We start from the raw sequence: 25,462 nt of genomic DNA, 5'->3' as shown, positions 1-25,462 counted from the left end.
TGACGGATGCCGTGGCGGCGTCCGGCTTGGCTGAGAGGAGATCGAATCGTGTCAATTGCAATGACTGCCCCTGTTGAATCGTCCGCAGCGCATGACGGGCGTTCTGCACCTCATGATCCCTACGGCGTCACGCTGGCCGACGGCCATCGGTATCACGCGAGCGGGCCGGACGATGGCGTCGCCCGCGCCGGTCAGGACCTCACGCTCTGGTGCGATGCGCGTGCCGTTGCCGTGTTTCAGGTCAGCGAAGCGGATGACGCGATAACGCTGCGGGCGAGCACGCAGCACGACGCCCATCTGCCCGTTCAGGCGCTGCTGCCCGTGCTGGCGGCAGTGTTCTGTCGTCACAAGGCGTGCAAGCGGGCCAGTGTGGTGTGGCCGGGGACGGGTGTCGACCCCGAGCTGGCGGCGTGGCTAGTCGCCGCGGTTCGTGACGGCGTGGGCGAGCAGTTCTCCCAAGCGGATGGTGCGAGTGCGTTGCAGGTCTCGCGTCAGACGTTCTGGCAGCACCCGGCGCAGTGGCTCCAGGGGCCGTCATCGGCCGGGATGGCCCAGCAGTATCGTGTGTCGGACGGCAAGCGCCATCCGTTGCGCGCACCGAAGCCGGTGGGTGAGGTGTACCGGCGTCATATCGCGCGACTCGGCACGAGCTTCAGCCTGCGCGCCATCGATCAGCCGGGCGACGTCGAACGCTTTCATGAGTGGATGAACCTCGACAGCGTGGCGCACTTCTGGGAGCAGACGGGCACGCTGGAGGAGCATGCGCAATATCTGGCGAAGATGCAGGCCGATCCCCATACCGTCACATTGTTCGCATGTTTCGACGACGAGCCGTTTGCTTACTTCGAGGTGTATTGGGCGAAGGAAGATCGCATCGCGCCGTTTTGCGAGGCGGCCGACTACGACCGAGGTTTCCACTTGCTGGTGGGCTCGACGCGTTTTCGCTCACCCGGGCGCACCGAGGCGTGGCTGCGGTCTATCGTCCATTACATCTTCCTCGACGATCCGCGTACGCAGCGCATCGTCGGCGAGCCGCGCATCGATCACGACCGCTGGATCGCCTATATGCAGGGGCAGGGCGCAGCCCGCCTGCGTGAGTTCGATTTCCCGCACAAGCGCGCCGTGCTGATCGCCTTCGAGCGTCAGACGGTGTTCGAGCAATACGCGCCGTGGTGAGGTCGGAACGGACAGGTCCGTGTGGGTGTCTGCCGATCAACGACCTTGATTACTCCGATATCTGCGTGCCAAAACCCGCCTGATTGTCGAATCCGGTCACGACACTGTCGATTGACGCATCATCGCTGGCGGTGAAGCGGAAGTTTCCGTAACTCTTGGCGCGTGTTCTTGCCCATCATGTCGAGTCGCCCCGCCCTGGGGCGACTTCGCTAAAGGAGGCTCGACATGAACGCGACACGTGTGGACTATCAACGCTGGATTTCACTCAGACGGCGGGTGCCCGCGAACGAATATCCCGTGCATCCGCTCCCGGACCGGTTGCCGCGACGCGGGTATGTCGTCTGGTTTTACTTCAGAAACGAATTTTTCGGATCGCAGTTCGACAAGAAAGCGAAGGCTTATGTGTGCGACCACGTCCGCAACCCGTGGGAAGCGGCGTTCCTTGAGACGAAAGCCGAAGCGCTCGATATCGCCCGGCGCATGGTGTGCCCGTGTCTGGTACTGTACTGCGCCGGACCGTCCGCTGCGGTCACCGCCGTGGCCTGAGCGCACGGACCGGAATGTCCGACGGGTGCCGCGCGACGTCAGCCCGACGTGCCCCGCGCAAGACGCTCTGCCAGGGCGGCCTTCACTTCCGGCCATTCGTCGTCGATGATGCTGAACCGGACGGAATTGCGCTTGCGTCCGTCGGGCATGATCCGTTCGTGTCGGACGATGCCCTCTTGCTTTGCGCCGATACGCAGGATCGCGGCGCGCGACTTTTCGTTGAGTTCGTCCGTCGTGAATTGCACGCGCACACAATGCATCGTCTCGAAGGCATAAGTGAGCAATAAGGACTTCGCTTCGGTGTTGATGCTGGAGCGCTGCGCCGAAGCGCTGACCCACGTGTGTCCGATTTCCAGCTTTCGATTCGCTCGGTCCACCTTCCAGAAACGGGTGTGGCCGACCACGTTGCCCGTCGCCGTCGAAACGATGACGAAAGGGATGACGGTGCCATCAATGCGTCCCTTCAATGCCCGGTCGATGTAGGCATCGACGGTATCGGCGCTCGGTACAACGGTCACTTTCAGATTCCACAGCTCGCCGTCGGCCGCCGCAGCAACCAGCGCCTGTGCGTGATGACGTTCCAGCGGATGGAGTTCGACACTGTTGCCGAGCAGCGTGGGACGCAGTGCGTCGGCAGGCGTTGCATGGATAGACATGGGAAGGGCGCGGTCGTGACGGAAGAAAACCTGCAAAACGACGATTCTGCGCCCACTCCGGCGCCCCGGCAAGGCGTCGAACATGGGGCTTTACATGCCGAACTCGCGCAACCCTTCCAGATCGAGAATAGTCAGCACGCCGTAATCGACTTTGACCAAACCCGCCTGCTCCAGCACCTTGAGCGCAAGGTTGACGCGCTGGCGCGAAACGCCCGCAAGGTAACTCAGTTCCTCTTGTGAGATCTGCACGGTGTTGTCGTCGGACGGATACAGGTTCGGATTGAACATCGACGACAGCGAACGGGCGACGCGGGCATCGGTATCGAGCAGACGCTCGTGCTCGACGGCCGCAATGAATTGCCCCAGCCGTTCGTTGAGTTGCAGCGTCAGAAAGCGATTGAACGGAATGCTCGTGTCGAGAAGCCAGTCGAAGGTGGCGATGGGCATATGCGCGAGCACCGAGTCGCGCAGCGCCATGACGTCATATTTCCGGATCTCGTGCTTGAGCACCGACCCTTCCCCGAACCACGCGCCGGCTGGCACGCCCGTGAACGTCACTGTTTTGCCGCTGGCCGACGCTGTCGTGATCTTCACCAACCCCTCGATCACCCCGAACCATGCGTGCGTCGGGTCGCCCTTGCGGCAAACATAGCCCCCGTTTTCGACCGGACGCACCTGAATCTCCGCCACCACGCGTGCGCGCTGATCGGGCGTCAGTCCTTGCGCCCAGGCGCTGCGCTGCAACAAGGTTTCGAGCGACATATAGGGACTTTCCCTTGATTGTCATCCTGGTGACAAATCCGCCGTGAGCCATGAGGTATCTTCGCCTTGCCTGGCAGCGGCGAGACAAGCATTCCTGGCGGTCTGAACACGACGCCGAAGCACAAGTATAGAAGCTGACGCTTGCCCGGCATATCGGTAGTCGCCGTAGTCGTTTCACCGAAGTCGCTGCAGACGCTGTATGGCATTCCAAAGCAAAAATAGCGCCGCTTAGAGGCGCTGCGAGCAGTAAGGAGCGTGTCACGAGCACGCACGCCGACCGAGCCACGCCACTCCCCCTCGACAAATGTCGAAACGTGGCGAGACACAGGAGACTGGCATGCAGGAGCGGACTACCTTCCCGCGATTGTTGTTGGCCCATGCCGCGACACGGGGCGCCCGCACGGCGTATCGGGAAAAAGATCTGGGGATCTGGCAAAGCTGGAGCTGGCAGGAGGCTGCGCATGAAGTGCGCATGCTCGCCTGCGCACTCGCCGCTGCCGGGTTCAAGCGTGGCGACAATCTGGCTATCGTCGGCAATAACCGGGTGCGCCTGTACTGGGCGATGACAGCCGCGCAAGCCCTCGGGGGCGTAGCCGTGCCGCTGTATCAGGACGCCGTTGCTGCCGAAATGGCGCACGTGCTCGAAGACGCCGAGATCGATTTCGTCGTCGCCGAAGATCAGGAGCAGGTCGACAAGCTGCTGGAGCTGCGCGAACACGTACCGCACCTGTCGCACATCATCTACGAAGACCCACGAGGCTTGCGCAACTACGATGCCGCCGGGCTGCAATCGTATGCTTCGGCGCTGGAGCAGGGGCGTACTTTCAACGCGAAGCATCCGCGCTACTTCGACGATGCCGTCGCTGCCGTTAGCCCCGACGACACCGCCACCATCCTCTACACCTCCGGCACCACGGGCAAGCCGAAGGGCGTCTGCCACTCGCACGCCGGGTTGATCGGTGCGGCGTATCACGGCAGCACGTTCGACCGGCTTGGCCCGGGGGACGAAGTGCTGTCCTATCTGCCGATGGCCTGGGTTGGCGACCACCTGTTTTCCTATGCGCAGGCGCTCGTGGCTGGCTTCACGGTCAATTGCCCCGAATCGCCCGACACGATCTCCACCGACATGCGCGAGATCGGCCCGACCTACTACTTCGCGCCGCCTCGTGTGTACGAGAACGTGCTCACGCAAGTCATGATCCGCATGGAGGACGCGAACCGTCTGAAGCGCAAGATGTTCGCGCACTTCATGGACGTGGCGAACCGCTGTGGGGCGGCCGTGCTGGATCGTCGCCCGGTCTCTTGGCTGGACCGTCTGCAATACGCGGTCGGGAACCTCTGCGTATACGGCCCGCTGCGCAACACGCTCGGTATGAGTCGCATCCGAACGGCTTACACCGCCGGTGAGGCCATCGGCCCGGATCTCTTCCGCTTTTACCGCGCGATCGGCATCAACCTCAAACAGTTCTACGGTCAGACGGAGACGTGCGCGTACGTCTGCCTGCAACCGGATCGTCAGGTGCGATTCGACAGTGTCGGCCCGGTCGCGCCCGGCATGGAAATCAAGATTGGCGATAACGGCGAAGTGCTCGTGCGCGGTGTGGGCTTGCTCAAGGAGTACTACAAGCGGCCTGATGCCACACGCGAAGCGCTCGATGAGGGCGGCTATTTCCGCACCGGCGACGCGGGCATCATCGATGCCGACGGCCATCTGCGCATCATCGACCGCGCCAAGGACGTCGGCAAGCTCGCCTGCGGGTCGCTGTTCGCGCCGAAGTACATCGAGAACAAGCTCAAGTTCTTCTCGTATATCAAGGAGGCGGTGGCCTTCGGCGACGGACGCGACGGCGTCTGCGCGTTCATCAATATCGATATGGAAGCCGTGGGCAACTGGGCCGAGCGCAAGCACCTCGCCTACGCCGGTTACATCGATCTCGCCAGCAATCCGCTGGTCGCCGAACTGATCCTCGGTTGCATCGAGCAAGTCAATGCCGATCTCGCGAAGGAGTCGGCGTTTGCCGCCGCACAGATTCAGCGCTTCGTGATTCTCCACAAGGAGCTGGACCCGGACGACGACGAACTGACGCGCACGCGCAAGGTGCGCCGCGCGTTCATCGCCCAGAAATACGACGTGCTGATCGACGCCTTCTACACCGGCAAGTCGACGCAGTTCATCGAAACGCGCGTGAAGTTCGAAGACGGACGCGAGGGCAGTGTCAGCGCCACGCTCACGATTCATCCGGCGCGTGTGGTCGGGGTGCGTGCGCCCGTCGACGACCCTGCGCCTGCGAAGTTGCGCTGCGCGGCCTGATTGACCTGACCGACCTGGCACCCGACAAACCCAACGCTACCCCCGTCCCGGCATTGCCGCAGGAGAAGGTATGAGTGAGCACCGCAAGACTGGCGAAGTATTGCTCGATTTGCAGCACATCAGCTTGTCGTTCGGCGGCGTCAAGGCGTTGACGGATATCTCGTTCAACGTGATGGCGCACGAGATTCGCGCCATCATCGGCCCGAACGGCGCAGGCAAGAGTTCGATGCTCAACGTCATCAATGGCGTCTATCACCCGCAGCAGGGCACGATCGTCTTTCGCGGCGAAGTGCGTCAGCGCATGCATCCGACGTCTGCCGCACGGCAGGGCGTGGCACGTACGTTCCAGAACATCGCACTGTTCAAGGGCATGTCCGTGCTCGACAACATCATGACGGGGCGCAACACCCGCATGCGCGCCGGACTGCTGGCCAGCGCCCTCTGGTGGGGCAAAGCGCGTCAGGAAGAGATGGCCAACCGCGCCAAGGTCGAAGAGATCATCGACTTTCTCGAAATTCAGCACATCCGCAAGACACCGGTTGGACGTCTGCCGTACGGCCTGCAAAAGCGTGTCGAGCTGGCGCGCGCGCTGGCTGCCGAGCCTGAACTGCTGTTGCTCGACGAGCCCATGGCGGGCATGAACCTCGAAGAGAAGCGCGACATGTGCCGCTTCATTCTCGAAGTGAACGAGGAGTTCGGCACGACCATCGTGCTGATCGAGCACGACATGGGCGTGGTGATGGACATCTCCGATCGTGTCGTGGTGCTGGACTACGGCAAGAAGATCGGCGACGGCACCCCTGCCGAGGTTCGCGCCGATCCTGAGGTGATCCGCGCCTATCTCGGCGCAGCACAAGGCATGCCTGCGGCAGCGTGATCGTCAGTAAGGCTATCGGAAGCCTCGAGCACCGAACATCGAATGGCAGTTGACTGAGCGTTGGCACACTGGAGACATCGATGCAGTTCTTCTTCGAAATCCTGATCGGCGGGCTGCTCTCGGGCGTGATGTATTCGCTCGTGGCGCTGGGCTTCGTCCTGATCTTCAAGGCGTCCGGCGTGTTCAATTTCGCGCAGGGCGCGATGGTGTACTTCGCGGCCTTGTCGGTCGTCGGTCTCATGGAGCGCGGCTTGCCGCTGTGGGCGGCGGCCATCGGCGCGTTCGTAGTCATGGTGCTGATGAGCATGGCGACGGAGCGCTTCGTGTTGCGCAAGCTGGTGAACCAGTCGCCGATCACGCTCTTCATGGCGACTATTGGTCTGTCGTTTTTCCTCGAAGGTCTGGCGCCGCTCCTGTGGGGCAACGAAGTGCGTCCGTTGTCGCTGGGCATCGTGGACGAACCCATCGCCTCGATCATGGATTCGACGGGCGTGCTGGTGAGCAGCTTCGACCTCGCGGCCGCCGGGATCGCGGCGGTGCTGGTCGCGCTGCTGGCCCTGTTCTTCAAGGCGACGAGCATCGGCCGGGCGCTGCGGGCGGTCGCCGACGACCATCAGGCGGCGCTCTCGCTGGGTATTCCGTTGCAGCGCATCTGGGTGGTCGTGTGGAGCGTGTCGGGCTTCGTCGCGCTGGTGGCGGGCATGCTGTGGGGCTCGCGCAACGGTGTGCAGTTCGCGCTCACGATGACGGCGCTCAAGGCGCTGCCCGTGCTGATTCTCGGCGGCTTCACGTCGATCCCCGGCGCGATTGTGGGCGGGCTGATTATCGGTGCGGCGGAGAAGCTCGCAGAGATCTACGTGCCGCAACTGCTGCAAAGCCAGTTCGGCGGTAATTTCGGTGGTATCGAGGGGTGGTTCCCGTACGTCTTCGCACTGCTGTTCCTGCTGGTACGCCCGGAAGGGTTGTTCGGCGAACGGCACATCGACCGGGTTTGACCCGGCGGCTGACCGCACCAGTCATTCGAATCATTCGAATCGGAAAGCACGCGCAAGCATTCATCGCAGAGGCCACACATGTTCTATCGCGAAGCTGGGCAGTTCAAGACGTCCTACGTTGCCGACAGCCAGATTTTCCCGATCCGGCAGGACCGGATTGCCGTTTGCAGCCTGCTGGTCGTGGCATTCGGCATTCTGCCGTGGATCGCCACCGAGTACTGGCTGACGGCTATCCTCGTCCCATTTCTCGTGTTCTCGCTCGCTGCGCTGGGGCTGAACCTGCTGACGGGCTACGCAGGGCAACTGTCGCTCGGCACGGCGGCGTTCATGGCCGTGGGCGCTTATGCGTCCTACAACTTCCAGTTGCGCATCGAAGGCATGCCGATTCTGGCGTCGTTCGCGCTGGGGGGCGTGTGTGCGGCGCTCGTGGGCATTGCGTTCGGTCTGCCGTCGCTGCGCATCAAGGGCTTCTATCTCGCGGTGGCCACGCTCGCCGCGCAGTTCTTCGTGCTCTGGGTGCTCACCAAATTCCCCTGGCTCTCGAACAACAGTTCGTCGGGCGTGATCACGGCGCAGAAGATCTCGGTGTTCGGTGTGGATGTGGATACGCCGGTGCGCAAGTACCTGTTCGTGCTGGGCGTCGTCACGGTGATGGCGCTCATCGCGAAGAATCTGGTTCGCTCGCATATCGGCCGCGCGTGGATGGCCGTGCGTGACATGGACGTCGCCGCCGAGGTCATCGGCATTCCGCTCATGCGGGTCAAGCTGCTCGCCTTCGCGGTAAGTTCGTTCTACTGCGGCGTGGCAGGCGCGCTCTATGCCTACTGCTACCTCGGCTCCGTGGAGCCGGACGGCTTCTCGCTCGACCTGTCGTTCCGCATCCTGTTCATGATCATCATCGGCGGCGTGGGCAGCATTCTCGGCAGCTTCCTGGGTGCTGCGTTCATCTTGTTGCTGCCGATCTTTCTCGACAGCACGTTGCCAACGATTGCGACCTTCCTGCATTTGCCGTTCACCAACGCCACCGTCTCGCATATCCAGTTGATGGTGTTCGGCGGTCTCATCATCTTTTTCCTGATTGCCGAACCGCATGGGCTGGCGCGGCTCTGGCAGATTGCCAAGGAGAAGCTGCGCATCTGGCCCTTCCCGCATTGAGGTTTGCCACACCGACGGCAATTGTTACCTGTTGCCGGTGAATGTTCGGACACACACAAAACCACAGATGGAGACACAGCATGAACACGAAACAGTTGACGACATCGTTGGGCTCGCTGGCTTTGGCGCTGGCGCTCGGCACGGGGGCGGTGGGGACGTCGTTCGCACAGTCGAACGATCAGTTCATCGCGTTGGCTGACTATCGCGTTGGCCCGTACGGCGCCAACGGGCAGTCGTTCTACGGCGGGTTCATCGACTATCTGCAATACGTGAACCTGAAGAACGGCGGCGTGAACGGCGTGAAGCTCACGTGGGAAGAGTGCGAGACCGAGTACAACAACGCCAAGGGCGTGGAGTGTTACGAGCGTCTCAAGGGGAAGAACCCGGTGACGAAGGGCACGGCATATCACGTCATGGCGACCGGCATTTCTTACGCGCTGATCGACAAGACGGCGACCGATCAGGTGCCGCTCGTCATGATGGGCTACGGGCGCACCGACGCGGTCGACGGCACCGTGTTCCCGTGGGCGTTCCCGCTGGTGACGACCTACCAGATGCAGGCGTCCGCCATCATCAAGTTCCTCGCCGACAAGAACGGCGGTTCGCTTAACGGCAAGAAGATCGTCTTCCTGTATCACGACTCGGCCTATGGCAAAGAGCCGATTGTCGCGATGCAAGCCGAGTCCAAGATCAATAAGTTCAACCTGATCGAGATTCCAGTCGCACACCCGGGTAATGAACAGGGTGCACAGTGGCTGCGCATTCGTCAGGAGAACCCGGATTACGTCGTGTTCTGGGGCTGGGGTGTGATGAACCAGACGGCGCTCAAGGCCGCGCAGAAGGTCGGTTATCCGCGCGAGAAGATCGTCGGCAGTTGGTGGGCCGGTTCGGAAGAAGACACGATTCCCGCAGGTCCGGCCGCCAAGGGCTACATGAGCGCGACGTGGAACGTGGCGGGCAAGCAGGTGCCGCTGATCGCCGACATCGAAAAGGTGGTCTACGGCGCGGGCAAGGGGAATATGCAAGACCCGTCGAAGGTCGGCTCGGTGTTGTACAACCGAGGCGTCTCAGCAGCGGTGGCCACGGTCGAGGCGCTGAACACCGCGCAGAACAAGTTCGGCAAGGGGAAGGTCTCGACGCCTGCGCAGGTGCGCTGGGCGCTGGAGAACCTGAACATCGACGCGGCGCGCCTCAAGGCGCTGGGTGCGACGGGCCTGCTGCCCGACATCAAGACAAGCTGCGAGGACCACGAAGGCTCGGGCAAGGTCCGTATCCAGCAATGGGACGGCACCAAGTGGGTGATGGTGTCCGACTGGATCGAAGGCAATCGCCGGCTGATTCACCCGTTGTTCGAAGCGTCGGCCAAGCAGTACGCCAAAGAGAAGGGCATTACGCCTGCTTGCTACAAGGGCTGATGAAGGGCTGATGAAGGGCTGAGGATCCGCTGCCGGTCATAGGCACCGGCAGCACCGATTTCGGAGTGATGCATGGAAGCGAGTTTGCGCGTCAACAACATCGAAGTCATTTACGACCACGTCATTCTGGTGCTCAAAGGCGTGTCGCTGATCGTGCCCGAGGGCAAGATCGTGGCGCTGCTCGGGGCCAATGGCGCGGGCAAGAGCACGACACTCAAGGCCATCTCGAACCTGCTGCACGCGGAGCGCGGCGAAGTGACGAAGGGCACCATCGACTATCGCGGCGAGCGGGTCGAGCAACTGACGCCCAACGGACTGGTCAAGCGCGGTGTGATTCAGGTGATGGAGGGACGCCACTGCTTCGGGCATCTGACCATCGAAGAGAATCTGCTGACGGGCGGCTATGTGCGGCATGCGTCGCGCAGCGCGCAGCAGCACGCGTTGGAGCGCATTTACGCGTACTTCCCGCGTCTGAAGACGCGACGCAAGTCGCAGGCGGGTTACACCTCCGGTGGTGAGCAGCAGATGTGCGCCATCGGGCGCGCCATGATGGCCCAGCCGTCGATGATTCTCCTCGACGAGCCGTCGATGGGGCTCGCGCCGCAGATCGTCGAGGAGATATTCACGATCGTGCGCGACCTGAATCAGCGCGAGAACGTCAGTTTCCTGCTCGCGGAGCAGAACACGATGGCCGCGCTGCGATATGCGGACTACGGCTACATCCTCGAGAACGGACGTGTCGTGATGGATGGTGACGCGACGTCGCTGCGCGATAACGAGGACGTCAAGGAGTTCTATCTGGGCATCGCCAAAGACGGGGCGAGCAGCGCGGGGAGCTTCCGCAACGTCAAGAGCTACCGGCGGCGTAAGCGCTGGATTGCCTGAGCGCCTGCCCGTTCGGACGAGTGGCGCACTCGCGCTGCTTCGTCAATCCGCTTCGTTAATCCTCATCGTTGATCCGTTGATATGAACGACTACTTCGACACGCTGGAAATCCGTGCGCCGGAGGTTCGCGAGAAGGCGTTGCTGGCGGCGCTCCCGGCGCAGGTCTCGCATGCCCGCACGCATGCCGCCTACTTTTCCGAGGCGCTGAGCGATATCGACGCTGGCGAGATCGACTCGCGCGATGCGCTGGCCGGGTTGCCCGTCACGCGTAAATCGGATCTGGCGGCGTTTCAGGTGCGTCACCCGCCGCTGGGCGGTCTGAACGCCACGCCGGTGAGCGGCCTCGCGCACGTCTACCAGTCGCCTGGCCCGATCTATGAGCCGGACGGGCGCAGCAGTGACTGGTGGCGCTTTGCACGGGCGATGTACGCGGCAGGGTTGCGCCCGGGTGATCTGGTCTATAACACGTATTCGTATCACTTCACGCCCGCTGGCATGATGATCGAGACGGGGGCGGCACGGCTGGGGTGTTGCGTGTTCCCCGCCGGTGTAGGGCAGACGGAACTGCAACTGGAAGCCATCCGGCACCTGAAGCCGGGTGCGTATGCAGGCACGCCGTCGTTCCTGAAGATTCTGATCGAGAAGGGCGAAGCGGCCGGAGCGGACCTCAGTTGCATTCGTCGTGCCACGCTCTCGGGCGAAGCGTTGCCGCCCTCGTTGCGCGAGTGGTTCAACGGCCGGGGGATCACGGCGCGCCAGTTGTACGGCACGGCGGATCTAGGGCTGATTGCCTTCGAGAGCGACGCACAGGCCGGGCTGATCGTCGACGAGAACGTGCTGGTGGAACTGGTCGAGCCGGGCGGCACGAAGCCGGTGCCCGATGGGGAAATCGGCGAAGTCGTGGTGACGAACTTCAACCCGGATTACCCGCTGATTCGCTTCGCGACCGGTGACCTGTCGGCGGTGGAGGCGGGCATCAGTCCGTGCGGGCGCACGAACATGCGCCTCAAAGGCTGGCTCGGGCGCGCAGATCAGACGGTGAAGGTGCGCGGTATGTTTGTGCATCCTGGGCAAATCGGCGAGATCGGCAAACGCTATCCGGAGCTGGTGCGGTTGCGTCTGCGTGTGGAAGGGCGGGTGGGGGACGACCGCATGCGCCTGCTGTGCGAGACGAACGATACGCCGCCGGATGGACTGGCGGCACGTCTGCAAGAGACGTTGCGCGATGTGACGCGACTGCGCGGTGAGGTGGATTTCGTCGCTGTCGGGTCGCTGCCGACCGATGGCAAGTTGGTGGAGGATGCGCGGGCCTACGACTGACGCCGCGTACTCCCGGAAGGCTCGAAAGCGCGCGTGATGTCGACGATATCCGCGCGCTTTCCTATTTCCGCCTACCGTATCACGAGAGGGCAGGGGACGACGGCGCGCTGACCGCGTCCGATGCCTGCGTTACCCGGCGGTGCTTCGTCCCGGCGAGCAGAATGCCGAGCGCCGCGAGCATGGCCGGTATCGCCAGAATCGTGAACAGCCCGGCGTTGCTCCAGCCCGCTGCCAGCAGGAGCGCCCCGCCGAAGGATCCCGCGACGGCACCAATGCGGCCGATACCCAGCGCCCAGGCCACGCCCGTCGCCCGATTCGATGTCGGGTAATACGCCGACGCAATCACGTTTGCGCACACCTGCGAGCCGCTCACGCAGAATCCTGTGATGAAGATGCCCACTGCGAGCCAGACCGCGCTCTGCGTCAGCGCCAGCGACGCCAGCGAGGCCGCCCCGAGCAGATAGGCCACCGCAACCACCTTGTACGGATGGAAGCGATCGATCAGCACCCCCAGCACGATCGCGCCCAGCACACCGCCCCCTTGCAACAGCCCGGCAAACATCGACGCCTGTTTGAGCGTCAGCCCGCTACGTTCCGCGAGAATCGGCAGCCAGTTGATGAGCAGGTACAGGAGCAACAGGCTCATGAAGAACGCCAGCCAGAGCAGTAGCGTGCCGCGCCGGTAGTCGCGGTGAAACAGTTGCACGACGGGCGAGGACGGCAGGCGGTCGTCAACGGCGCTGTATGTCTGACCGGCAACGACAAGGCCCGGCGCTACGCGTTTGAGCGTCGCGGCGATCTGCGCCTGCGTGCCGCCCCGGATCGCCAGAAAGCGCACCGACTCCGGCAGCGTGAACCAGAGCACCGGCACGAGCGCGAGCGGCAGCAGTCCGCCAATCGCGAGCAGCCCGCGCCAGCCTACGCCCGCCACGAGATAGGCCGTGACCACGCCACCCAGCGCCGAGCCGAGCGAGAATCCGCAGAACATCAGCGTGAGCAGCGTGCCGCGACGTCGTTCGGGACTAAATTCGGATGTCAGCGTGATCGCGTTGGGCATCGCACCGCCCAGCCCCAGACCGGTGAGGAATCGCAGCGCGATGAGCCAGGCAACGTTCGGCGCGAGCGCTGCGCCGACGCTCGCCGCACCGAACCACGCCACGGACAGGATCAGCACCCGGCGGCGACCGATCCGGTCGGCCATCGGCCCGCTGCAAAACGCGCCGACCATCAGCCCAAGCAGGCCCGCGCTGAAGAGCGGGCCGAGCGACACCATTGATAACTGCCATTCGCTGCGGATATGCGGCGCGATGAAGCCGATGATGGCGATGTCGAACCCGTCCAGCGCCACGATCAGGAAACACATCGCGCTGATCAGTATCTGGAAGCGCGACACCGGGGCCGCGTTGATGAAGTCCCGCACATCGACTGACGTGTGCCGGGTGTCGTGCTTGTCCATGAAGTGTCTCCTGTCCTCGGGTGGCGTTTTTGCCTTGTTATGGATGTTTTGGAACGATGGCTTAATGCGTCGTCAGGCGGCGTGCGCCGGGGTGGTCAGGGCCTCCACCTGCGCGACGAACTCGGGATCGCGCGCCCGCAGATCCTCGTGCGTTACCCGCCCCGTGCGCAGCATGTAGTCGTAGGCGAAGCGCACAGGGTCGAGGTGCATACGGGTGTCGACGGATTCGTACCAGTCGAGACTCCGGCGGGCAGCATCTTGAAAACGGTCCGAAGCACTGCGACGGCTCTGCTCGAAGGCTGCGAAGGCGGCGGGCACATCGCTGCGGTTCGCGCTCAACGCCTCGAACAGTGCGATGGCGTCCTGCATGGCCATACGGGTGCCGGAGCCGAGCGAGAAGTGGACGCTGCGCAGCGCGTCGCCCAGCAGCACCACGTTGCCGTGCGACCAGCGCGCGTTGCTCACTACACGCGCCTGGAACCAGTTCGAGCGGTTCGTCAGCAGCGAATGGCCTTGCAGGTCATCGGCGAAGATCTGTTCGCAGAACGCGCGGCTTTCGTCTTCGGTGGCCGTGTCCAGTCCGCAGCGTTGCCACGTGTCGGGATCGACTTCGACGAGGAACGTCGACCGGTCGGGGCTGTACTGATAGGCGTGCGCCATGAACACGCCGTGCGGCGTCTGGCGGAAGATGAGCGACACGGGATGGAACGTGCGCGACGTGCCGTACCACGCGAACTTGTTGCGGCGCTCGTCGAAGCTCGGGCCGAAGTGTTCGGCCATGCGCGTGCGCACTTCGCTGTTCACGCCGTCGGCCGCAACGATCACGTCGGCGTCGGGCAACTGTGCCGGATCGGTGACGTGGCTCTCGTAGCGCACTTCCACACCGGCGTCGGCGCAGGCTTGTTGCAACACGCGCAGCATGTCGATGCGCGACGTGCGGGAGAAATGGTTGTTGGACAGACGCACGGGCACGCCCTGATGCACGATTTCCATGTGATCACAACGCGTGTGATGCGCCGTGAACTTGCGGAAGAAGGCTTCGTCCGCGTCCTTCAGGAAGGCGAGGGCGATGTCGGAGAACACGACGCCCCAGCCGTAGGTGGCGTTCGCAGCGTTGCGTTCGTGCACGACGATCTCGTCTTCCGGATGACGTTGTTTCATCAACAATGAGAAGTACAGGCCCGCAGGCCCGCCACCGATGACGGCGATTTTCATGATTGGCTCCTGGATTGGGGGGGAGATCAGGCGACGCGCGCGGACAACGCCTCGCGCCCGGCGGCGAGCAACGCTCCGGCATCCGGAACCACGGGCGCGAGGCCGAGGTGGTCGAGCATCTGCCGCACCGTGCTGACGGCCGTGGACGTCACGGGAAGGCCGATCATGTCCTGCGCCAGTTGAATGGCGGGCAGAGAAGGCATCTGCACACAGGCAGACAGCACGACGGCGTCGGCATTGGCCGTGTTCAGGCGCTTGACGTCGTCGAGCAACTGCATCGGGTCGCGACGGCCGACTTCAAGGTTGTCGGGGATCTCGAACGACAGCGCATCGATGACTTCAATGCCTTCGTGCTCGATGTACTCGACAACCGCTTGCGTGAGCGGCTTCATGTAGGGCGCCATCAGCGAGATCCTGCGAGCGCCTAACGTCTTCAGACCGGCGACGAGCGCACCTGCCGAGGTCATGATGGCGGCGTCGCAATGGTTCTCGCGGGCCACGCGTCGCAGGTCTTCCTCGACCTGACGGTGGTAGCCCGGTCCCATTGCCATAATGGCGACGAGGCAAGCTGTGCTCATCACATCGACGCGTGCGTCGGCGAGTTCGGCGGCGCAGCGCAGGCCTTGAAGGTTCATCGCGGCGAGCTCTTCCTTCACCACGCGATGCATGCGCATGCGGCTCGAATGGAACGTGAAGCGCTCGGGCAGGATCTGTTCGCGGGCGCGCAGCATCGCGGGAATCTCCGTCTCCATCGTGGTGTTGGAGCTGGGCACGATCTGGCCGATGCGGAAGGGTGTTTGCAGGGTTTGCGTCATGGTGTCGGTTCTCCGGCGAAAGCTGGGGCTGCGGCGGGCGTGGAAGGCGCGGCGCAGCGGGTTCGGTATTGGTCGAGTGCTGCGCGCAGCACGGCGGGCATCTCGATGGACTCGCGCACGCCACGCTGAATGCAGATCGGCGTGAGGCGGGCGACGAAGGCGATGTCGCCGTCTTCCTTGCGCGCCGTCATCGTCAGCGTGAAAGTTCGTGTGCGGATGTCGGTGACTTCGACGCTCACGTCGAAGACATCGTCCGGCCAGAGCGAACGGCGAAAGTCGAAGTCGAGCGCGCGAGTGGGCGTGCCGAAGCCGTGATGGTTCTTGACGGCTTGGGGCGTGCCGTCGAACAGCGAGCCGTAGAACAGCTCGGCGATGGAGATGACGTACTCCGAAAACGTCACGGTGTAGACCACGCCCGCCGGGTCGCAATCGCCCCATTTCACACGGCGACGGACGACGAACGGGTGCTCGCTCACCACATGTTCGGTGCTGATCATGCGTCCTCCCTGGCAGGCTGGGCAGACGTGGCGAGGGCGGTCTCAGACGCGACGCGTCCGGCAATCGTCGAGCGCAACGACGCTTTGTCGACCTTGCCCACGCGCGTCACCGGAAACTCGTCGATGATCTCGATGCGCTCCGGGCACTTGAACTTCGCCAGCCCGTGGCTCACGAGAAACGCACCCAGTTCGCCGACGGACGGCGCAGGCTGGCCGGGGCGCAGGATCAGATAGACACAGCCGCGCTCGCCGTAGAGCGGGTCGGGCATGGCGACGAGTTTGGCGTCGGCCACAGCGGGGTGATGACTCACGAACGCCTCGACTTCCTCGCATCCGATCTTCTCGCCGCCGCGATTGATGTTGTCGCGCAGGCGTCCTTCGAAGGCGAAGCAGCGCACACCGTCGATCACCTTTGCCGTCACCATGTCGCCGGTTCGCACGAAGCCGTCTGGCGTGAGCGTCTGCGCCGTGGCCTCCGGGGCGTTGAAGTAACCACGCAGGCTCGACGGGCCACGGAAGCAGAGTTCGCCCGGCGTGCCGTCGTCGACCGGCGTATCGGTGCCGGGCGTCAGCACGCGGATCTCGTCGTCTTCGCAGCCGGACAGCCCCTGCGTGTGATGGCGAAGGTCCGGCGCGAGGTGCGCCCCTGCGCCCATCAGCAGCCCCTCGGTCGTGCCGTAGAGGTTGAAGCACGGCACGCCGAGATGCGCTTCGAGCGAGTCGGCGCGGCTCATCGTGCCGAAGAGTTGGAGCGACGTCAGATCGTGTTTGGCGATGTCCTTGTACGCGATCATCTGCGGTGCGACCGGCCCGATGGACAGACCGTGCGTGACGCGATGCGTTTCGATCAGCGTGAGCATGCGGGCGATGTCGACGCGGGGCATCAGCACCGTCGTCATGCCGCTGGCGACCGTCGACGCGAGGACATACAGCTGTCCGGCGTTGTGCAGCAACGGCAGCGACCAGATCATGCGGCTGTGCTCAGTCATACCGATGTGACGCATCCACGCCAGCGAATGACCGATGTATTCCGCATGAAAGCGCGGGATGATCTTCGGCACGCCGGTGGTGCCGCCGGATAACTGGAAGCTCAGTACGTCTTCACTGCCGATGCGGATGTCGGCCAGCACGGCGCGCGCACGCTCAAGTGGCATGAGGTCAATCAACTGATCGATGGCGCAGATACCGGCAACGGCGTCGTGCTCGACACGGCCGCGCGCGACCAGCAGATGCTCGATCGATGCGTGCCGGTCCATCATCTGACGGGCGAAGCCGACGAGGTCGAACGCCGAGAAATCGGCTTGCACGAAGTAGGCGCGGGCGTCCGATTGCGACGCCAATTGGCCGATCTCCACTTCCCGGTATTGCGGCACGGCGCACACGGGCACGACGCCCGCTTTGTAAGCGCCCATCAGCGCGACGACCGTATCGACGTTCGTACCCATCTGGAAGATGGCGCGGTCACCGGGGCGCAGCCCCAGTTCGATAAGCGCTGCACCGAGCCGTTCGCTGCGCTCGTCGAGCGTGGCGAAGCTCAGCGTGGCTTCGTCGCTGAGGTAGGCCGCGCGCTCGGGCACACGCGCGGCGGTCGCGCGCAGCGCATCGCCCAGGGTGATGTCGTACCAGGCGTTCGACGCGAAGTAGCGTTGCGCCAGATCCGGCGCACAGTACGTCACGCCGTCGATAGGGTGAAAAATACCGCTCATGGTGTCTCCTGCACGTACTTTGGCGACTTTATCGAGGACGCCTGTGTTCAGTCAGTGGTTCGGTGGTTCAGTGGCTGTGGCGAGGGGCGATCCGCACGATGTCGCGTTCATAGCGTTCGATCTGGCCGTCGAGTCCGCCAGTAAAGAGGCCGTACCAGACGGCAGGCTTCAGACCCAGCGCGCGACGCCCGAACGTGATCGGCACGTCGCTGGAGATCACGGTGTAGTCGCCGGTGTTCTCTACGCGGCACTCGGGCATCGCGCGGGCGGCTTCGGTCAGCGACGCAAACTCGGGCACGTTCAGCACAAAGATCTGCAACGGTTGTGAAGTCATGATTAGCGCTCCTGACGCAGTTGTTGCCCCAGACGCTGCGCCTTGCGCTGCCAGACGGCGTCGATCTGGGTGAACGGCGCGCCCCCGGCGAGGGCTTCGTCTTCGATTTCCATGGCCGCTTCGAGGGTGGCGGCAGCGTCGCGTGCATCGATGTCGGCGAGCGTGCGCAGCTTGCGGGTGATCTCGATGAAGTAGCCGTTCGGATCGCGGAAGTAGATCGACTCGATGACCTCGTGCGCCGTCTCGGCCGACACGGTCACGCCGCGTGCTTCCAGACGGGCTTTCCACGCATGCAGTTCGTCCTGCGTGTCGACGAGCCACGCGGTGTGGGTGGCGTCGAACACGTGATCTTCGGGCAGCGGTGCGCGTCCCGGACGGTCGGCGAGCGAGGCAGGGACTTCACCGCCGAGGTAATAGAAGAACGCGATGGTGCTGCCGTTGCCGCTATCGAAGAAGAAATGCAGGAAGTCGGGATGCGTTGCCGGTCCCCAGCCCCGGGCGGAGATCGTGTGGATGAGCGGCAGGCCGAGCACGTCACGGTAAAACTCGACGGTCTCGCGCAAGCGCCAGGTCGGGCGCGCCGTGTGATCGACGCCATGCAGACGCAGCGCAAGATCGGCAGCTGCGGCGGCGGGGATGTCATTCAGTTTCATTGGAACTCCGGGAATTCAGTCGGTCAGTCAGGCAAATGGGGGACGTCACTGCGGAAACGTTTCGCGCAACCAGTCCTGCAACAGGCGTCCGGCGATATAGCGTCCGGCTTCTTCACCGTCGGCTAACGCGCGGCCGTGGTGGTCGCCGCGCACGCGTCGATGCGACTTCCGTGTTGCGCCGAGGCTCGCGTAGATGTCTTCGATGACGCTCGGGAAGCACGCCTGATCGCCGGTGTATTCGATGAGCAGGGTGGGCTGCACGATGGCGGCGGCCGTCTTCGAAAGAAGTGCGTTCGAGGACAGCCCGGACCATGTCGAAAGCCACGCTTCTGGCGAACACACGCGGCCGAAGCCGACCGAGCCGTAGTTGGATGTGAACGGATCGCTACCCCACAGGGAGCCGTAGCGACGGTCGGATGGGTCAAGCGTCAGGTCGAAACAGCGCAGGTCGGCGTCGGTGCGCCAGATCGTCATCAGCGGCGTGTGGGCGGCCATACGGCGCAGGCGGGCGTCGGTGCTAGCTGCGCCGGTGTCGCGCTTGAGACGTTCGCGCGCCCCCTGACGCGCAGCGATCAGGTCGCGTGCGGTGGCGTCGAGGCGTGCTACGCGCGCATGTTGTGCGGCGCGATAGCGCGTGACGAAGTCCACGTCATAGCGCGACCGGGCTGTTTCGCCCGGCTGTCGGTGCACATAGCCATTGGCGGTGTCGAACGGATCGAGCGACGGATCGACGGACAGGGCGTCGTGTTCGTTTGTGACCGAGGGGTCGATGCAGGTTTGCAGCAGCGCGCCCTGACCCGGATGCGGTGCCACAAAGACGACGCCATGCACGGGCGGCATGTCGAGCGACGCGAGCTTGGTCGGGCGGCCGCCGGGCGTACGTTCGATGCGCTGCGCCGGATCGAGATTCGACTGCTGGACGTAGAGCGCATAAAGGCCGCTACCGCCCGAGTTGCCGAGCATGACTATGCGCTTGAAGCCCGCGTCCCGCAGAAACTGCATACCGGCGGCGACGTCGTATAGCGCGAATTCGTGCTCGAGCCGCATGTCGTTGCCGACCGAACGCGGGGCCTGCGTCCACGCCGCGAAGCCCGCGCCCACGATGTCCGGAATCAGGTAGTGGCAGGCCATGAACTCACGCGGATGCATGATGCACACCACGGTATCCGTCGATCCCGGCACGTACAACGACCCGCTGGTGGCCGCGCCGTCGGCCGTGCGCAGGACAACGTTGCGCGTGGTGGTGCCCAGCGGCAGATCCCGCGGATTCCAGTCGGTGTTCAGGAACCCCGCCGTCGCGCTCTGACCGTCACGGCGTTCCGCTTGCTGATGACTCATCTCTCAACCTCCGTTTTTTTACATCCTAGTTCAATTTTTTACGAATAGGTAAACAATTTCGCTAAAATTTGACGAATTCGTAAAAACCCTGATCGGCAGGTGCCTTGGGGTTTTCTGGGGGGAGGAATTTGGTTATCGTTGGGTTTTCTGACACTTGCGTCAAAAATTTGGCGGGTGTCGATGCATCGGTAGGGAACGAGGGAGAGGCGATGAGCAAAGCGCAGACCAAGAGCGACGCGTTGCGGGAGAACATTCTGGAAGTCGCGACACGGCTGTTCGTCGAACGGGGATTCGACGGGACGAGCATTAACGATATTGCCGACGTGGTGGGCGTGACGCGTCCTGCGCTGTACTACTACTTCAAGAGCAAGGAAGCGATTCTGGAAGTGCTGACGGCGGCTGTCACGCGGGCGGCGGGGGAGTTGGCGTCGGAGGCGGTGCCGGACGATCTGCGACAACCGTCGGCAATGCTGCGGCATCTGGTGCTGCGTCACGCGCATCTGATCCTGACGCATCCGCTGCAATTTCGCGTGGTCGAACGCAACGAGGACAATCTGCCGCCGGAGCAACGCCAGTTGGCAGAGCAGTCACGGCGTGCGGTGCTGGAGCAGTTCCGTCACGCGATCGAGTTGGGCATCGAGCGTGGGCAGTTTCGGGTGATGGATGCAAAGGTCGCCGCGTTCTCGATCATCGGCATGTGCAACTGGACCGCCTGGTGGTTCACGCCGTCCGGCTCACGTAATGCCGAGGAGATTGCGGCGCAGATCGCCGACATGGCGCTTCGTTCGGTCGAACAGGATTCGACGCGGCAGCTCGGCGAACAGGGCGCTGCGGGCGTACTGAAATTACTGCGGGACGATCTGGATTTGCTTGAGCGGCATATCAAGCGGTAACGGTGTTTTGGGCGGGCTGACGCGCGTTATGCCGTCGTACCTTGCGCGAGTGAGCGCAACAACGTCGGCACTTTGTCCTTGCTCGTGGTTTGCACGCGGGCGATCAGCGCGTGATCCACGCGTTTGAGCCCGTAGGTGCGTGAGATGTCGTCGTGCATGCGACGCCAGAGGTGGGTCGTCATCTCGGCGTCGACCATCGCCCGGTGGGCACGACCGGTCTTCGGAAGCTGGAGAAGATCGGCGAGGCTGGAGAGGCGGTGATTCTGGGCGTGCGGGTAGAGGCGTCTGGCGGTCAGCATCGTGCAGGCGAAGACGTGATCCGAGCGCTCGCCCAGCATGGCGAGTTCAGCTTGCCAGAAGCGTTTGTCAAACCCGGCATTGTGCGCGACGACCGGGCAGTTGCCGACGAACTGCGCTGCCTCGCGCATAACCTGCGAGACGGGCGGTGCGCTCGCAATCATGTCGTTCGTAATGCCCGTGAGCGCGGCGACGTCCGACGGAATACGCCGTCCGGCATTCATCAAACTCTGATAGCGATCGACAATTTCCCCGTCACGCAACAGGATGACGGCGATTTCCGTCGCCCGGTCGCCCTGTGTCGGCGACAGACCAGTGGTTTCGAAGTCGAGGATCGCTACTGTTTGCATGCCGTTTCTCAAAAGAATGTCGCTCAAATGGACGTCGTCGACCCGTGATTTTACAGACGTCAGGTGTAAAAAAAGCGCCACCAGCATTTCGCTGGCGGCGCCTTTTCAAACTACGGTGCAGACGTCGCGCCGTAGTCCGGCAGGTGCTTAGACCTGCACCGTGTCGGCGACTTCCTTGAAGTCTTCGATCTGATCGAAGTTCATGTACTTGTAGATCTTGTCGCCGTTGGATGCGAGCACGCCCATGTCGGCCATGTACTCTTCCTTGGTCGGGATCTTGCCCAGACGCGAGCAGATCGCAGCCAGTTCCGCCGAGCCGAGGTACACGTTCGTGTTCTTGCCCAGACGGTTCGGGAAGTTACGGGTCGACGTCGACATCACCGTAGCGCCTTCGCGCACTTGTGCCTGGTTACCCATGCACAGCGAGCAGCCCGGCATTTCGGTACGGGCACCGGCCGTGCCGAACACGCCGTAGTGACCTTCTTCCGTCAGTTGCTTCTGGTCCATCTTGGTCGGCGGGGCGACCCACAGCTTGACCGGAATGTCGCGCTTGCCTTCGAGCAGCTTCGATGCGGCGCGGAAGTGACCGATGTTGGTCATGCACGAACCGATGAACACTTCGTCGATGGTCGCACCGGCAACGTCCGACAGCGTCTTCACGTCGTCCGGATCGTTCGGGCAGGCGACGATCGGCTCATGGATGTCGGCCAGATCGATTTCGATGACGGCAGCGTATTCGGCGTCGGCATCCGGCGAAAGCAGTTGCGGGTCGGCCAGCCACTGCTCCATGGCCGTGATACGGCGTTGCAGGCTGCGCGGATCCTGATAACCCTGCGCAATCATCCACTTGAGCAGCGTGACGTTGCTGTTCAGGTATTCGATGATCGGTTCCTTGTTCAGGTGCACCGTGCAACCGGCGGCCGAGCGCTCGGCGGAGGCATCCGACAGCTCGAACGCTTGCTCGACCTTCAGTTCGGGCAGGCCTTCGATTTCGAGGATGCGGCCCGAGAAGATGTTCTTCTTGCCTTGCTTGGCGACCGTCAGCATGCCTTGCTTGATGGCGTACAGCGGGATCGCGTTGACGAGGTCACGCAGCGTGACACCCGGTTGCATCTTGCCCTTGAAGCGGACCAGCACCGATTCCGGCATGTCCAACGGCATCGTGCCGGTGGCTGCGGCGAAGGCGACCAGACCCGAGCCTGCCGGGAAGCTGATGCCGATCGGGAAGCGGGTGTGCGAGTCGCCGCCGGTGCCGACGGTGTCGGGCAGCAGCATGCGGTTGAGCCACGAGTGGATCACGCCATCGCCCGGACGCAGTGCGATACCGCCACGGTTGCTGATGAAGTTCGGCAGCGTCTGGTGCGTCTTCACGTCCACCGGCTTCGGATAAGCGGCAGTGTGGCAGAACGATTGCATGACGAGGTCGGCCGAGAAGCCGAGGCAAGCCAGATCCTTCAGTTCGTCGCGGGTCATCGGCCCCGTCGTGTCTTGCGAGCCGACCGAGGTCATCTTCGGTTCGCAGTACGTGCCCGGACGCACGCCCTGACCTTCCGGCAGACCGCAGGCGCGACCCACCATCTTCTGTGCCAGCGAGAAGCCCTTACCGCTGTCCGACGGCTGTTGAGCCAGACGGAACAGCGTCGACGGAGCGAGACCCAGCGCTTCGCGCGCCTTGGCGGTCAGGCCACGGCCGATGATCAGGGGAATGCGGCCGCCGGCGCGCACTTCGTCGAACAGCACGTCGGACTTGACCTGGAATTCGGCGATGACAGCACCGTTCTTCAGTGCGCGGCCTTCGTACGGACGCAGTTCGACCACGTCACCCATTTCCATCTGCGACACGTCGAGTTCGATCGGCAGTGCGCCGGCGTCTTCCATCGTGTTGTAGAAAATCGGGGCAATCTTGCTACCGAGGCACACGCCGCCGAAGCGCTTGTTCGGGATGAAGGGGATGTCTTCGCCCGTGAACCACAGCACCGAGTTGGTGGCCGACTTGCGCGAGGAACCCGTGCCGACGACGTCGCCCACATAAGCGACGAGGTGGCCCTTTTCCTTGAGCGACTCGATGAATTTGATCGGACCGCGCTTGCCGTCTTCTTCCGGGGTGATGCCGGGGCGGGCATTCTTGAGCATCGCCAGGGCGTGCATCGGAATGTCGGGGCGGGTGGTAGCGTCCGGGGCCGGCGAGAGATCGTCGGTGTTGGTTTCGCCCGTGACCTTGAATACGGTGATGGTCAGGCTTTGCGGGACTTCCGGGCGGCTCGTGAACCATTCGGCGTCGGCCCAGCTTTGCAGGACGGCGCGTGCGTTGGCGTTGCCCTTGTCGGCGAGTTCCTTGACGTCATGGAACTGGTCGAACATCAGCAGGGTTTTCTTGAGCGCGTCCGCTGCGACGGTGCCGACTTCGGCGTCCGACAGCAGCTCGATGAGCGGGGCGATGTTGTAGCCGCCGAGCATCGTGCCGAGGAGTTCGGTGGCGCGGGCGCGGGAGATCAGCGCGCAGGCCGTTTCGCCCTTGGCGACAGCCGCGAGGAAACCGGCCTTCACGCGGGCGGCTTCGTCAACACCGGCGGGCACGCGGTTCGTGATCAGATCGACCAGCGTCTGCTCTTCGCCTGCGGGCGGGTTGGTCAGCAGTTCAACCAGTTCGGCGGTCTGCTGAGCGGTCAGCGGCAGGGGAGGAATACCCAACGCGGCGCGGGCGGCCACGTGTTCACGATAGTTTTCAAGCATGAGGAGACCTGCTGATGTTGCGTTTCGGGGGAGGTTTTGAGGCCTCCAGGGCTTGTTCCAGTACGGCTTTTGCCCGTGATTTTAGTCCCTATGCAACGTAAGGTCAAATGTCTTATGTCTTATATAAGACTTGATGTAGCAGCCGGTGCGGAACGGCGACCCGGATCAGGCGAAGTACTGGCCGGGCGTGCGTCCGAGGGATTTGCGGAACATTTCGATGAAGCCCGTCGTGCTCTCGTAGCCCAGCTCGTTGGCGACTGCGGAGACGGTCCGGCCTTCGGCCAGCCGGTACAGCGCTTCTTGCAGGCGGACGTGGCGTCGCCATTCGTCGAACGTCTGGTTGAGTTCGCGGGTGAACAGGCGTGACAGGGTGCGCGAACTGGCGCCGACGTGATCGCCCCATTCCTGGAGTGTCCGGTTGTCGGACGGCTCGCGCAGGAATTCGGTGCAAAGGCGGGCGAGACGTCGCTCACGCGGGATTTCGAGCGACAGCGGAATTTCGTCGCTGAATTCGAGTTCGTCGCGGATGATCTCGAAGAATTTGTCCACATGACGCTTGCGAAGCAGCGGCTCGTCGGTGGATGCCGCGCGCAGGATCAGTTCGCGCATCAGGTTGGAGACGACAAGCGGCTCGCATGTCTTGGGCAAGTCGGCGACGACGTGCGGCGAGATCAGCAGGTTGTGCATGCCGAACGACGCCCGTAGCCGTACGGCGTGCAACGTCATCGGTGGAATCCAGACGGCGCGCTGCGGCGGCACGACCCAGGTGCCGCGTGGCGTGTCGACGCACATGATGCCTTCGCCGCCAAACAGCACCTGACCATAGGGGTGGACATGGGGCTCGACGCCGCCCCCAGCGGGGAACTCGAAGGCCAGACCGACCATAGGGGCGGGTGAAATTCGCGACTCGAAGAACTCGACGTCCTGTGCGGTGATGATCCGGGTCTGCATGACGGCCCCCGAGGCGTTAAGGGACGTTAGGGAAAGAAATGCTCGTTTCATTCTTTCCTTAACATCCGTCGTCGGACATGGGGGTTAACGTGGGTGGAGTTGGGATGGGACGGGAGAGGGCGGGGG

General features: G+C 63.3%; 23 protein-coding genes. 10 read left to right on the top strand and 13 right to left on the bottom strand.

Translation table 11 applies throughout. From position 1 onward, the window contains the following. Positions 1–60 precede the first annotated feature (60 nt). Both panQ and PCO31010_RS05085 read left to right on the top strand, forming a co-directional pair. Positions 61–1,176, top strand: a complete 1,116-nt coding sequence (panQ, locus tag PCO31010_RS05090) for a pandorabactin biosynthesis N-acetyltransferase PanQ (RefSeq protein ID WP_150663227.1) — start codon at positions 61–63, stop codon at positions 1,174–1,176. Between the two features lie 225 nt (positions 1,177–1,401). Then, positions 1,402–1,722, top strand: a complete 321-nt coding sequence (locus tag PCO31010_RS05085) for a hypothetical protein (RefSeq protein WP_150663226.1) — start codon at positions 1,402–1,404, stop codon at positions 1,720–1,722. A gap of 38 nt (positions 1,723–1,760) precedes the next feature. Here PCO31010_RS05085 and panU read toward each other — a convergent pair whose 3' ends face one another. Continuing rightward, entirely contained in the window at positions 1,761–2,378 is a 618-nt protein-coding gene (gene panU, locus PCO31010_RS05080) for a pandorabactin biosynthesis N-acetyltransferase PanU (RefSeq protein WP_150663225.1), read from the bottom strand. A 90-nt stretch (positions 2,379–2,468) separates the two neighbouring features. Then, positions 2,469–3,140, bottom strand: a complete 672-nt coding sequence (panV, locus tag PCO31010_RS05075; protein ID WP_150663224.1) for a pandorabactin biosynthesis transcriptional regulator PanV — start codon at positions 3,138–3,140, stop codon at positions 2,469–2,471. A gap of 337 nt (positions 3,141–3,477) precedes the next feature. Between panV and PCO31010_RS05070 the strand changes: the two genes are divergently transcribed. From PCO31010_RS05070 to PCO31010_RS05040, 7 genes are all read left to right on the top strand, one after another. Then, on the top strand, positions 3,478–5,451 hold the full coding sequence (locus tag PCO31010_RS05070; protein WP_150663223.1) for an AMP-dependent synthetase/ligase: 1,974 nt from the start codon (positions 3,478–3,480) through the stop codon (positions 5,449–5,451). A gap of 70 nt (positions 5,452–5,521) precedes the next feature. Continuing rightward, on the top strand, positions 5,522–6,328 hold the full coding sequence (locus tag PCO31010_RS05065; RefSeq protein WP_046292406.1) for an ABC transporter ATP-binding protein: 807 nt from the start codon (positions 5,522–5,524) through the stop codon (positions 6,326–6,328). Positions 6,329–6,408: 80 nt separating this feature from the next. Further along, positions 6,409–7,323, top strand: a complete 915-nt coding sequence (locus tag PCO31010_RS05060) for a branched-chain amino acid ABC transporter permease (protein WP_039397508.1) — start codon at positions 6,409–6,411, stop codon at positions 7,321–7,323. Between the two features lie 78 nt (positions 7,324–7,401). Continuing rightward, positions 7,402–8,478: a branched-chain amino acid ABC transporter permease gene (locus tag PCO31010_RS05055; RefSeq protein WP_150663222.1), complete on the top strand. Its 1,077-nt coding sequence runs from the start codon at positions 7,402–7,404 to the stop codon at positions 8,476–8,478. A gap of 80 nt (positions 8,479–8,558) precedes the next feature. Further along, positions 8,559–9,893 (top strand): ABC transporter substrate-binding protein, encoded by a 1,335-nt coding sequence (locus PCO31010_RS05050; RefSeq protein WP_174984340.1) that lies wholly within the window; start codon positions 8,559–8,561, stop codon positions 9,891–9,893. A gap of 72 nt (positions 9,894–9,965) precedes the next feature. Further along, positions 9,966–10,778, top strand: a complete 813-nt coding sequence (locus PCO31010_RS05045) for an ABC transporter ATP-binding protein (protein ID WP_039397512.1) — start codon at positions 9,966–9,968, stop codon at positions 10,776–10,778. A gap of 81 nt (positions 10,779–10,859) precedes the next feature. Further along, positions 10,860–12,098: a phenylacetate--CoA ligase family protein gene (locus PCO31010_RS05040; RefSeq protein WP_150663221.1), complete on the top strand. Its 1,239-nt coding sequence runs from the start codon at positions 10,860–10,862 to the stop codon at positions 12,096–12,098. A 79-nt stretch (positions 12,099–12,177) separates the two neighbouring features. Here PCO31010_RS05040 and PCO31010_RS05035 read toward each other — a convergent pair whose 3' ends face one another. The 8 genes from PCO31010_RS05035 to PCO31010_RS05005 all read right to left on the bottom strand — a co-directional run bounded on the left by PCO31010_RS05035 (position 12,178) and on the right by PCO31010_RS05005 (position 20,112). Next, entirely contained in the window at positions 12,178–13,554 is a 1,377-nt protein-coding gene (locus PCO31010_RS05035) for an MFS transporter (protein ID WP_150663220.1), read from the bottom strand. 72 nt (positions 13,555–13,626) lie between these two features. Beyond that, the gene (locus tag PCO31010_RS05030; RefSeq protein WP_150663219.1) at positions 13,627–14,769 is read right to left on the bottom strand and encodes an FAD-dependent monooxygenase; all 1,143 of its coding nucleotides are present in this window, start codon (positions 14,767–14,769) and stop codon (positions 13,627–13,629) included. Between the two features lie 26 nt (positions 14,770–14,795). Beyond that, positions 14,796–15,584, bottom strand: coding sequence for a maleate cis-trans isomerase family protein (locus PCO31010_RS05025; RefSeq protein WP_150663218.1), 789 nt, complete (start codon positions 15,582–15,584; stop codon positions 14,796–14,798). Next, positions 15,581–16,081, bottom strand: coding sequence for an acyl-CoA thioesterase (locus PCO31010_RS05020; protein ID WP_150663217.1), 501 nt, complete (start codon positions 16,079–16,081; stop codon positions 15,581–15,583). The genes PCO31010_RS05025 and PCO31010_RS05020 overlap by 4 nt, the downstream gene beginning before the upstream one ends. After that, positions 16,078–17,787: an AMP-binding protein gene (locus tag PCO31010_RS05015; RefSeq protein ID WP_150663216.1), complete on the bottom strand. Its 1,710-nt coding sequence runs from the start codon at positions 17,785–17,787 to the stop codon at positions 16,078–16,080. Before PCO31010_RS05015 ends, PCO31010_RS05020 begins: the two co-directional genes overlap by 4 nt. A 67-nt stretch (positions 17,788–17,854) precedes the next feature. Further along, a complete protein-coding gene (locus PCO31010_RS27120) occupies positions 17,855–18,121 on the bottom strand; it encodes a hypothetical protein (protein WP_308340568.1) in 267 nt (88 codons plus the stop codon). Positions 18,122–18,123: 2 nt separating this feature from the next. Beyond that, entirely contained in the window at positions 18,124–18,774 is a 651-nt protein-coding gene (locus PCO31010_RS05010) for a VOC family protein (RefSeq protein WP_343039088.1), read from the bottom strand. Positions 18,775–18,819: 45 nt separating this feature from the next. Further along, entirely contained in the window at positions 18,820–20,112 is a 1,293-nt protein-coding gene (locus PCO31010_RS05005) for an alpha/beta fold hydrolase (protein ID WP_150663215.1), read from the bottom strand. Positions 20,113–20,321: 209 nt separating this feature from the next. Between PCO31010_RS05005 and PCO31010_RS05000 the strand changes: the two genes are divergently transcribed. Beyond that, the gene (locus PCO31010_RS05000; RefSeq protein WP_150663214.1) at positions 20,322–21,005 is read left to right on the top strand and encodes a TetR/AcrR family transcriptional regulator; all 684 of its coding nucleotides are present in this window, start codon (positions 20,322–20,324) and stop codon (positions 21,003–21,005) included. A 26-nt stretch (positions 21,006–21,031) separates the two neighbouring features. Here the strand turns inward: PCO31010_RS05000 and PCO31010_RS04995 are convergent, their stop codons facing one another. The 3 genes from PCO31010_RS04995 to PCO31010_RS04985 all read right to left on the bottom strand — a co-directional run bounded on the left by PCO31010_RS04995 (position 21,032) and on the right by PCO31010_RS04985 (position 25,336). Continuing rightward, a complete protein-coding gene (locus tag PCO31010_RS04995) occupies positions 21,032–21,652 on the bottom strand; it encodes a 3'-5' exonuclease (protein WP_150663213.1) in 621 nt (206 codons plus the stop codon). 147 nt (positions 21,653–21,799) lie between these two features. Then, a complete protein-coding gene (acnB, locus tag PCO31010_RS04990; protein ID WP_150663212.1) occupies positions 21,800–24,385 on the bottom strand; it encodes a bifunctional aconitate hydratase 2/2-methylisocitrate dehydratase in 2,586 nt (861 codons plus the stop codon). A 165-nt stretch (positions 24,386–24,550) separates the two neighbouring features. Beyond that, positions 24,551–25,336, bottom strand: coding sequence for an AraC family transcriptional regulator (locus PCO31010_RS04985; protein WP_174984338.1), 786 nt, complete (start codon positions 25,334–25,336; stop codon positions 24,551–24,553). Between the last annotated feature and the right edge of the window lie 126 nt (positions 25,337–25,462).

Origin of the sequence: Pandoraea commovens (assembly GCF_902459615.1) — a bacterium.
Lineage (GTDB): Bacteria > Pseudomonadota > Gammaproteobacteria > Burkholderiales > Burkholderiaceae > Pandoraea > Pandoraea commovens.
Note: the sequence above shows the minus strand (reverse complement) of the source record. Positions and strands in the feature narration are given on the sequence as shown.

Coding starts and splice junctions, on each gene's coding strand:
- panQ (WP_150663227.1), top strand. CDS start 61: ATGACTGCCCCTGTTGAATCGTCCGCAGCGCATGACGGGCGTTCTGCA.
- PCO31010_RS05085 (WP_150663226.1), top strand. CDS start 1,402: ATGAACGCGACACGTGTGGACTATCAACGCTGGATTTCACTCAGACGG.
- panU (WP_150663225.1), bottom strand. CDS start 2,378: ATGTCTATCCATGCAACGCCTGCCGACGCACTGCGTCCCACGCTGCTC.
- panV (WP_150663224.1), bottom strand. CDS start 3,140: ATGTCGCTCGAAACCTTGTTGCAGCGCAGCGCCTGGGCGCAAGGACTG.
- PCO31010_RS05070 (WP_150663223.1), top strand. CDS start 3,478: ATGCAGGAGCGGACTACCTTCCCGCGATTGTTGTTGGCCCATGCCGCG.
- PCO31010_RS05065 (WP_046292406.1), top strand. CDS start 5,522: ATGAGTGAGCACCGCAAGACTGGCGAAGTATTGCTCGATTTGCAGCAC.
- PCO31010_RS05060 (WP_039397508.1), top strand. CDS start 6,409: ATGCAGTTCTTCTTCGAAATCCTGATCGGCGGGCTGCTCTCGGGCGTG.
- PCO31010_RS05055 (WP_150663222.1), top strand. CDS start 7,402: ATGTTCTATCGCGAAGCTGGGCAGTTCAAGACGTCCTACGTTGCCGAC.
- PCO31010_RS05050 (WP_174984340.1), top strand. CDS start 8,559: ATGAACACGAAACAGTTGACGACATCGTTGGGCTCGCTGGCTTTGGCG.
- PCO31010_RS05045 (WP_039397512.1), top strand. CDS start 9,966: ATGGAAGCGAGTTTGCGCGTCAACAACATCGAAGTCATTTACGACCAC.
- PCO31010_RS05040 (WP_150663221.1), top strand. CDS start 10,860: ATGAACGACTACTTCGACACGCTGGAAATCCGTGCGCCGGAGGTTCGC.
- PCO31010_RS05035 (WP_150663220.1), bottom strand. CDS start 13,554: ATGGACAAGCACGACACCCGGCACACGTCAGTCGATGTGCGGGACTTC.
- PCO31010_RS05030 (WP_150663219.1), bottom strand. CDS start 14,769: ATGAAAATCGCCGTCATCGGTGGCGGGCCTGCGGGCCTGTACTTCTCA.
- PCO31010_RS05025 (WP_150663218.1), bottom strand. CDS start 15,584: ATGACGCAAACCCTGCAAACACCCTTCCGCATCGGCCAGATCGTGCCC.
- PCO31010_RS05020 (WP_150663217.1), bottom strand. CDS start 16,081: ATGATCAGCACCGAACATGTGGTGAGCGAGCACCCGTTCGTCGTCCGT.
- PCO31010_RS05015 (WP_150663216.1), bottom strand. CDS start 17,787: ATGAGCGGTATTTTTCACCCTATCGACGGCGTGACGTACTGTGCGCCG.
- PCO31010_RS27120 (WP_308340568.1), bottom strand. CDS start 18,121: ATGACTTCACAACCGTTGCAGATCTTTGTGCTGAACGTGCCCGAGTTT.
- PCO31010_RS05010 (WP_343039088.1), bottom strand. CDS start 18,774: ATGAAACTGAATGACATCCCCGCCGCCGCAGCTGCCGATCTTGCGCTG.
- PCO31010_RS05005 (WP_150663215.1), bottom strand. CDS start 20,112: ATGAGTCATCAGCAAGCGGAACGCCGTGACGGTCAGAGCGCGACGGCG.
- PCO31010_RS05000 (WP_150663214.1), top strand. CDS start 20,322: ATGAGCAAAGCGCAGACCAAGAGCGACGCGTTGCGGGAGAACATTCTG.
- PCO31010_RS04995 (WP_150663213.1), bottom strand. CDS start 21,652: ATGCAAACAGTAGCGATCCTCGACTTCGAAACCACTGGTCTGTCGCCG.
- acnB (WP_150663212.1), bottom strand. CDS start 24,385: ATGCTTGAAAACTATCGTGAACACGTGGCCGCCCGCGCCGCGTTGGGT.
- PCO31010_RS04985 (WP_174984338.1), bottom strand. CDS start 25,336: ATGCAGACCCGGATCATCACCGCACAGGACGTCGAGTTCTTCGAGTCG.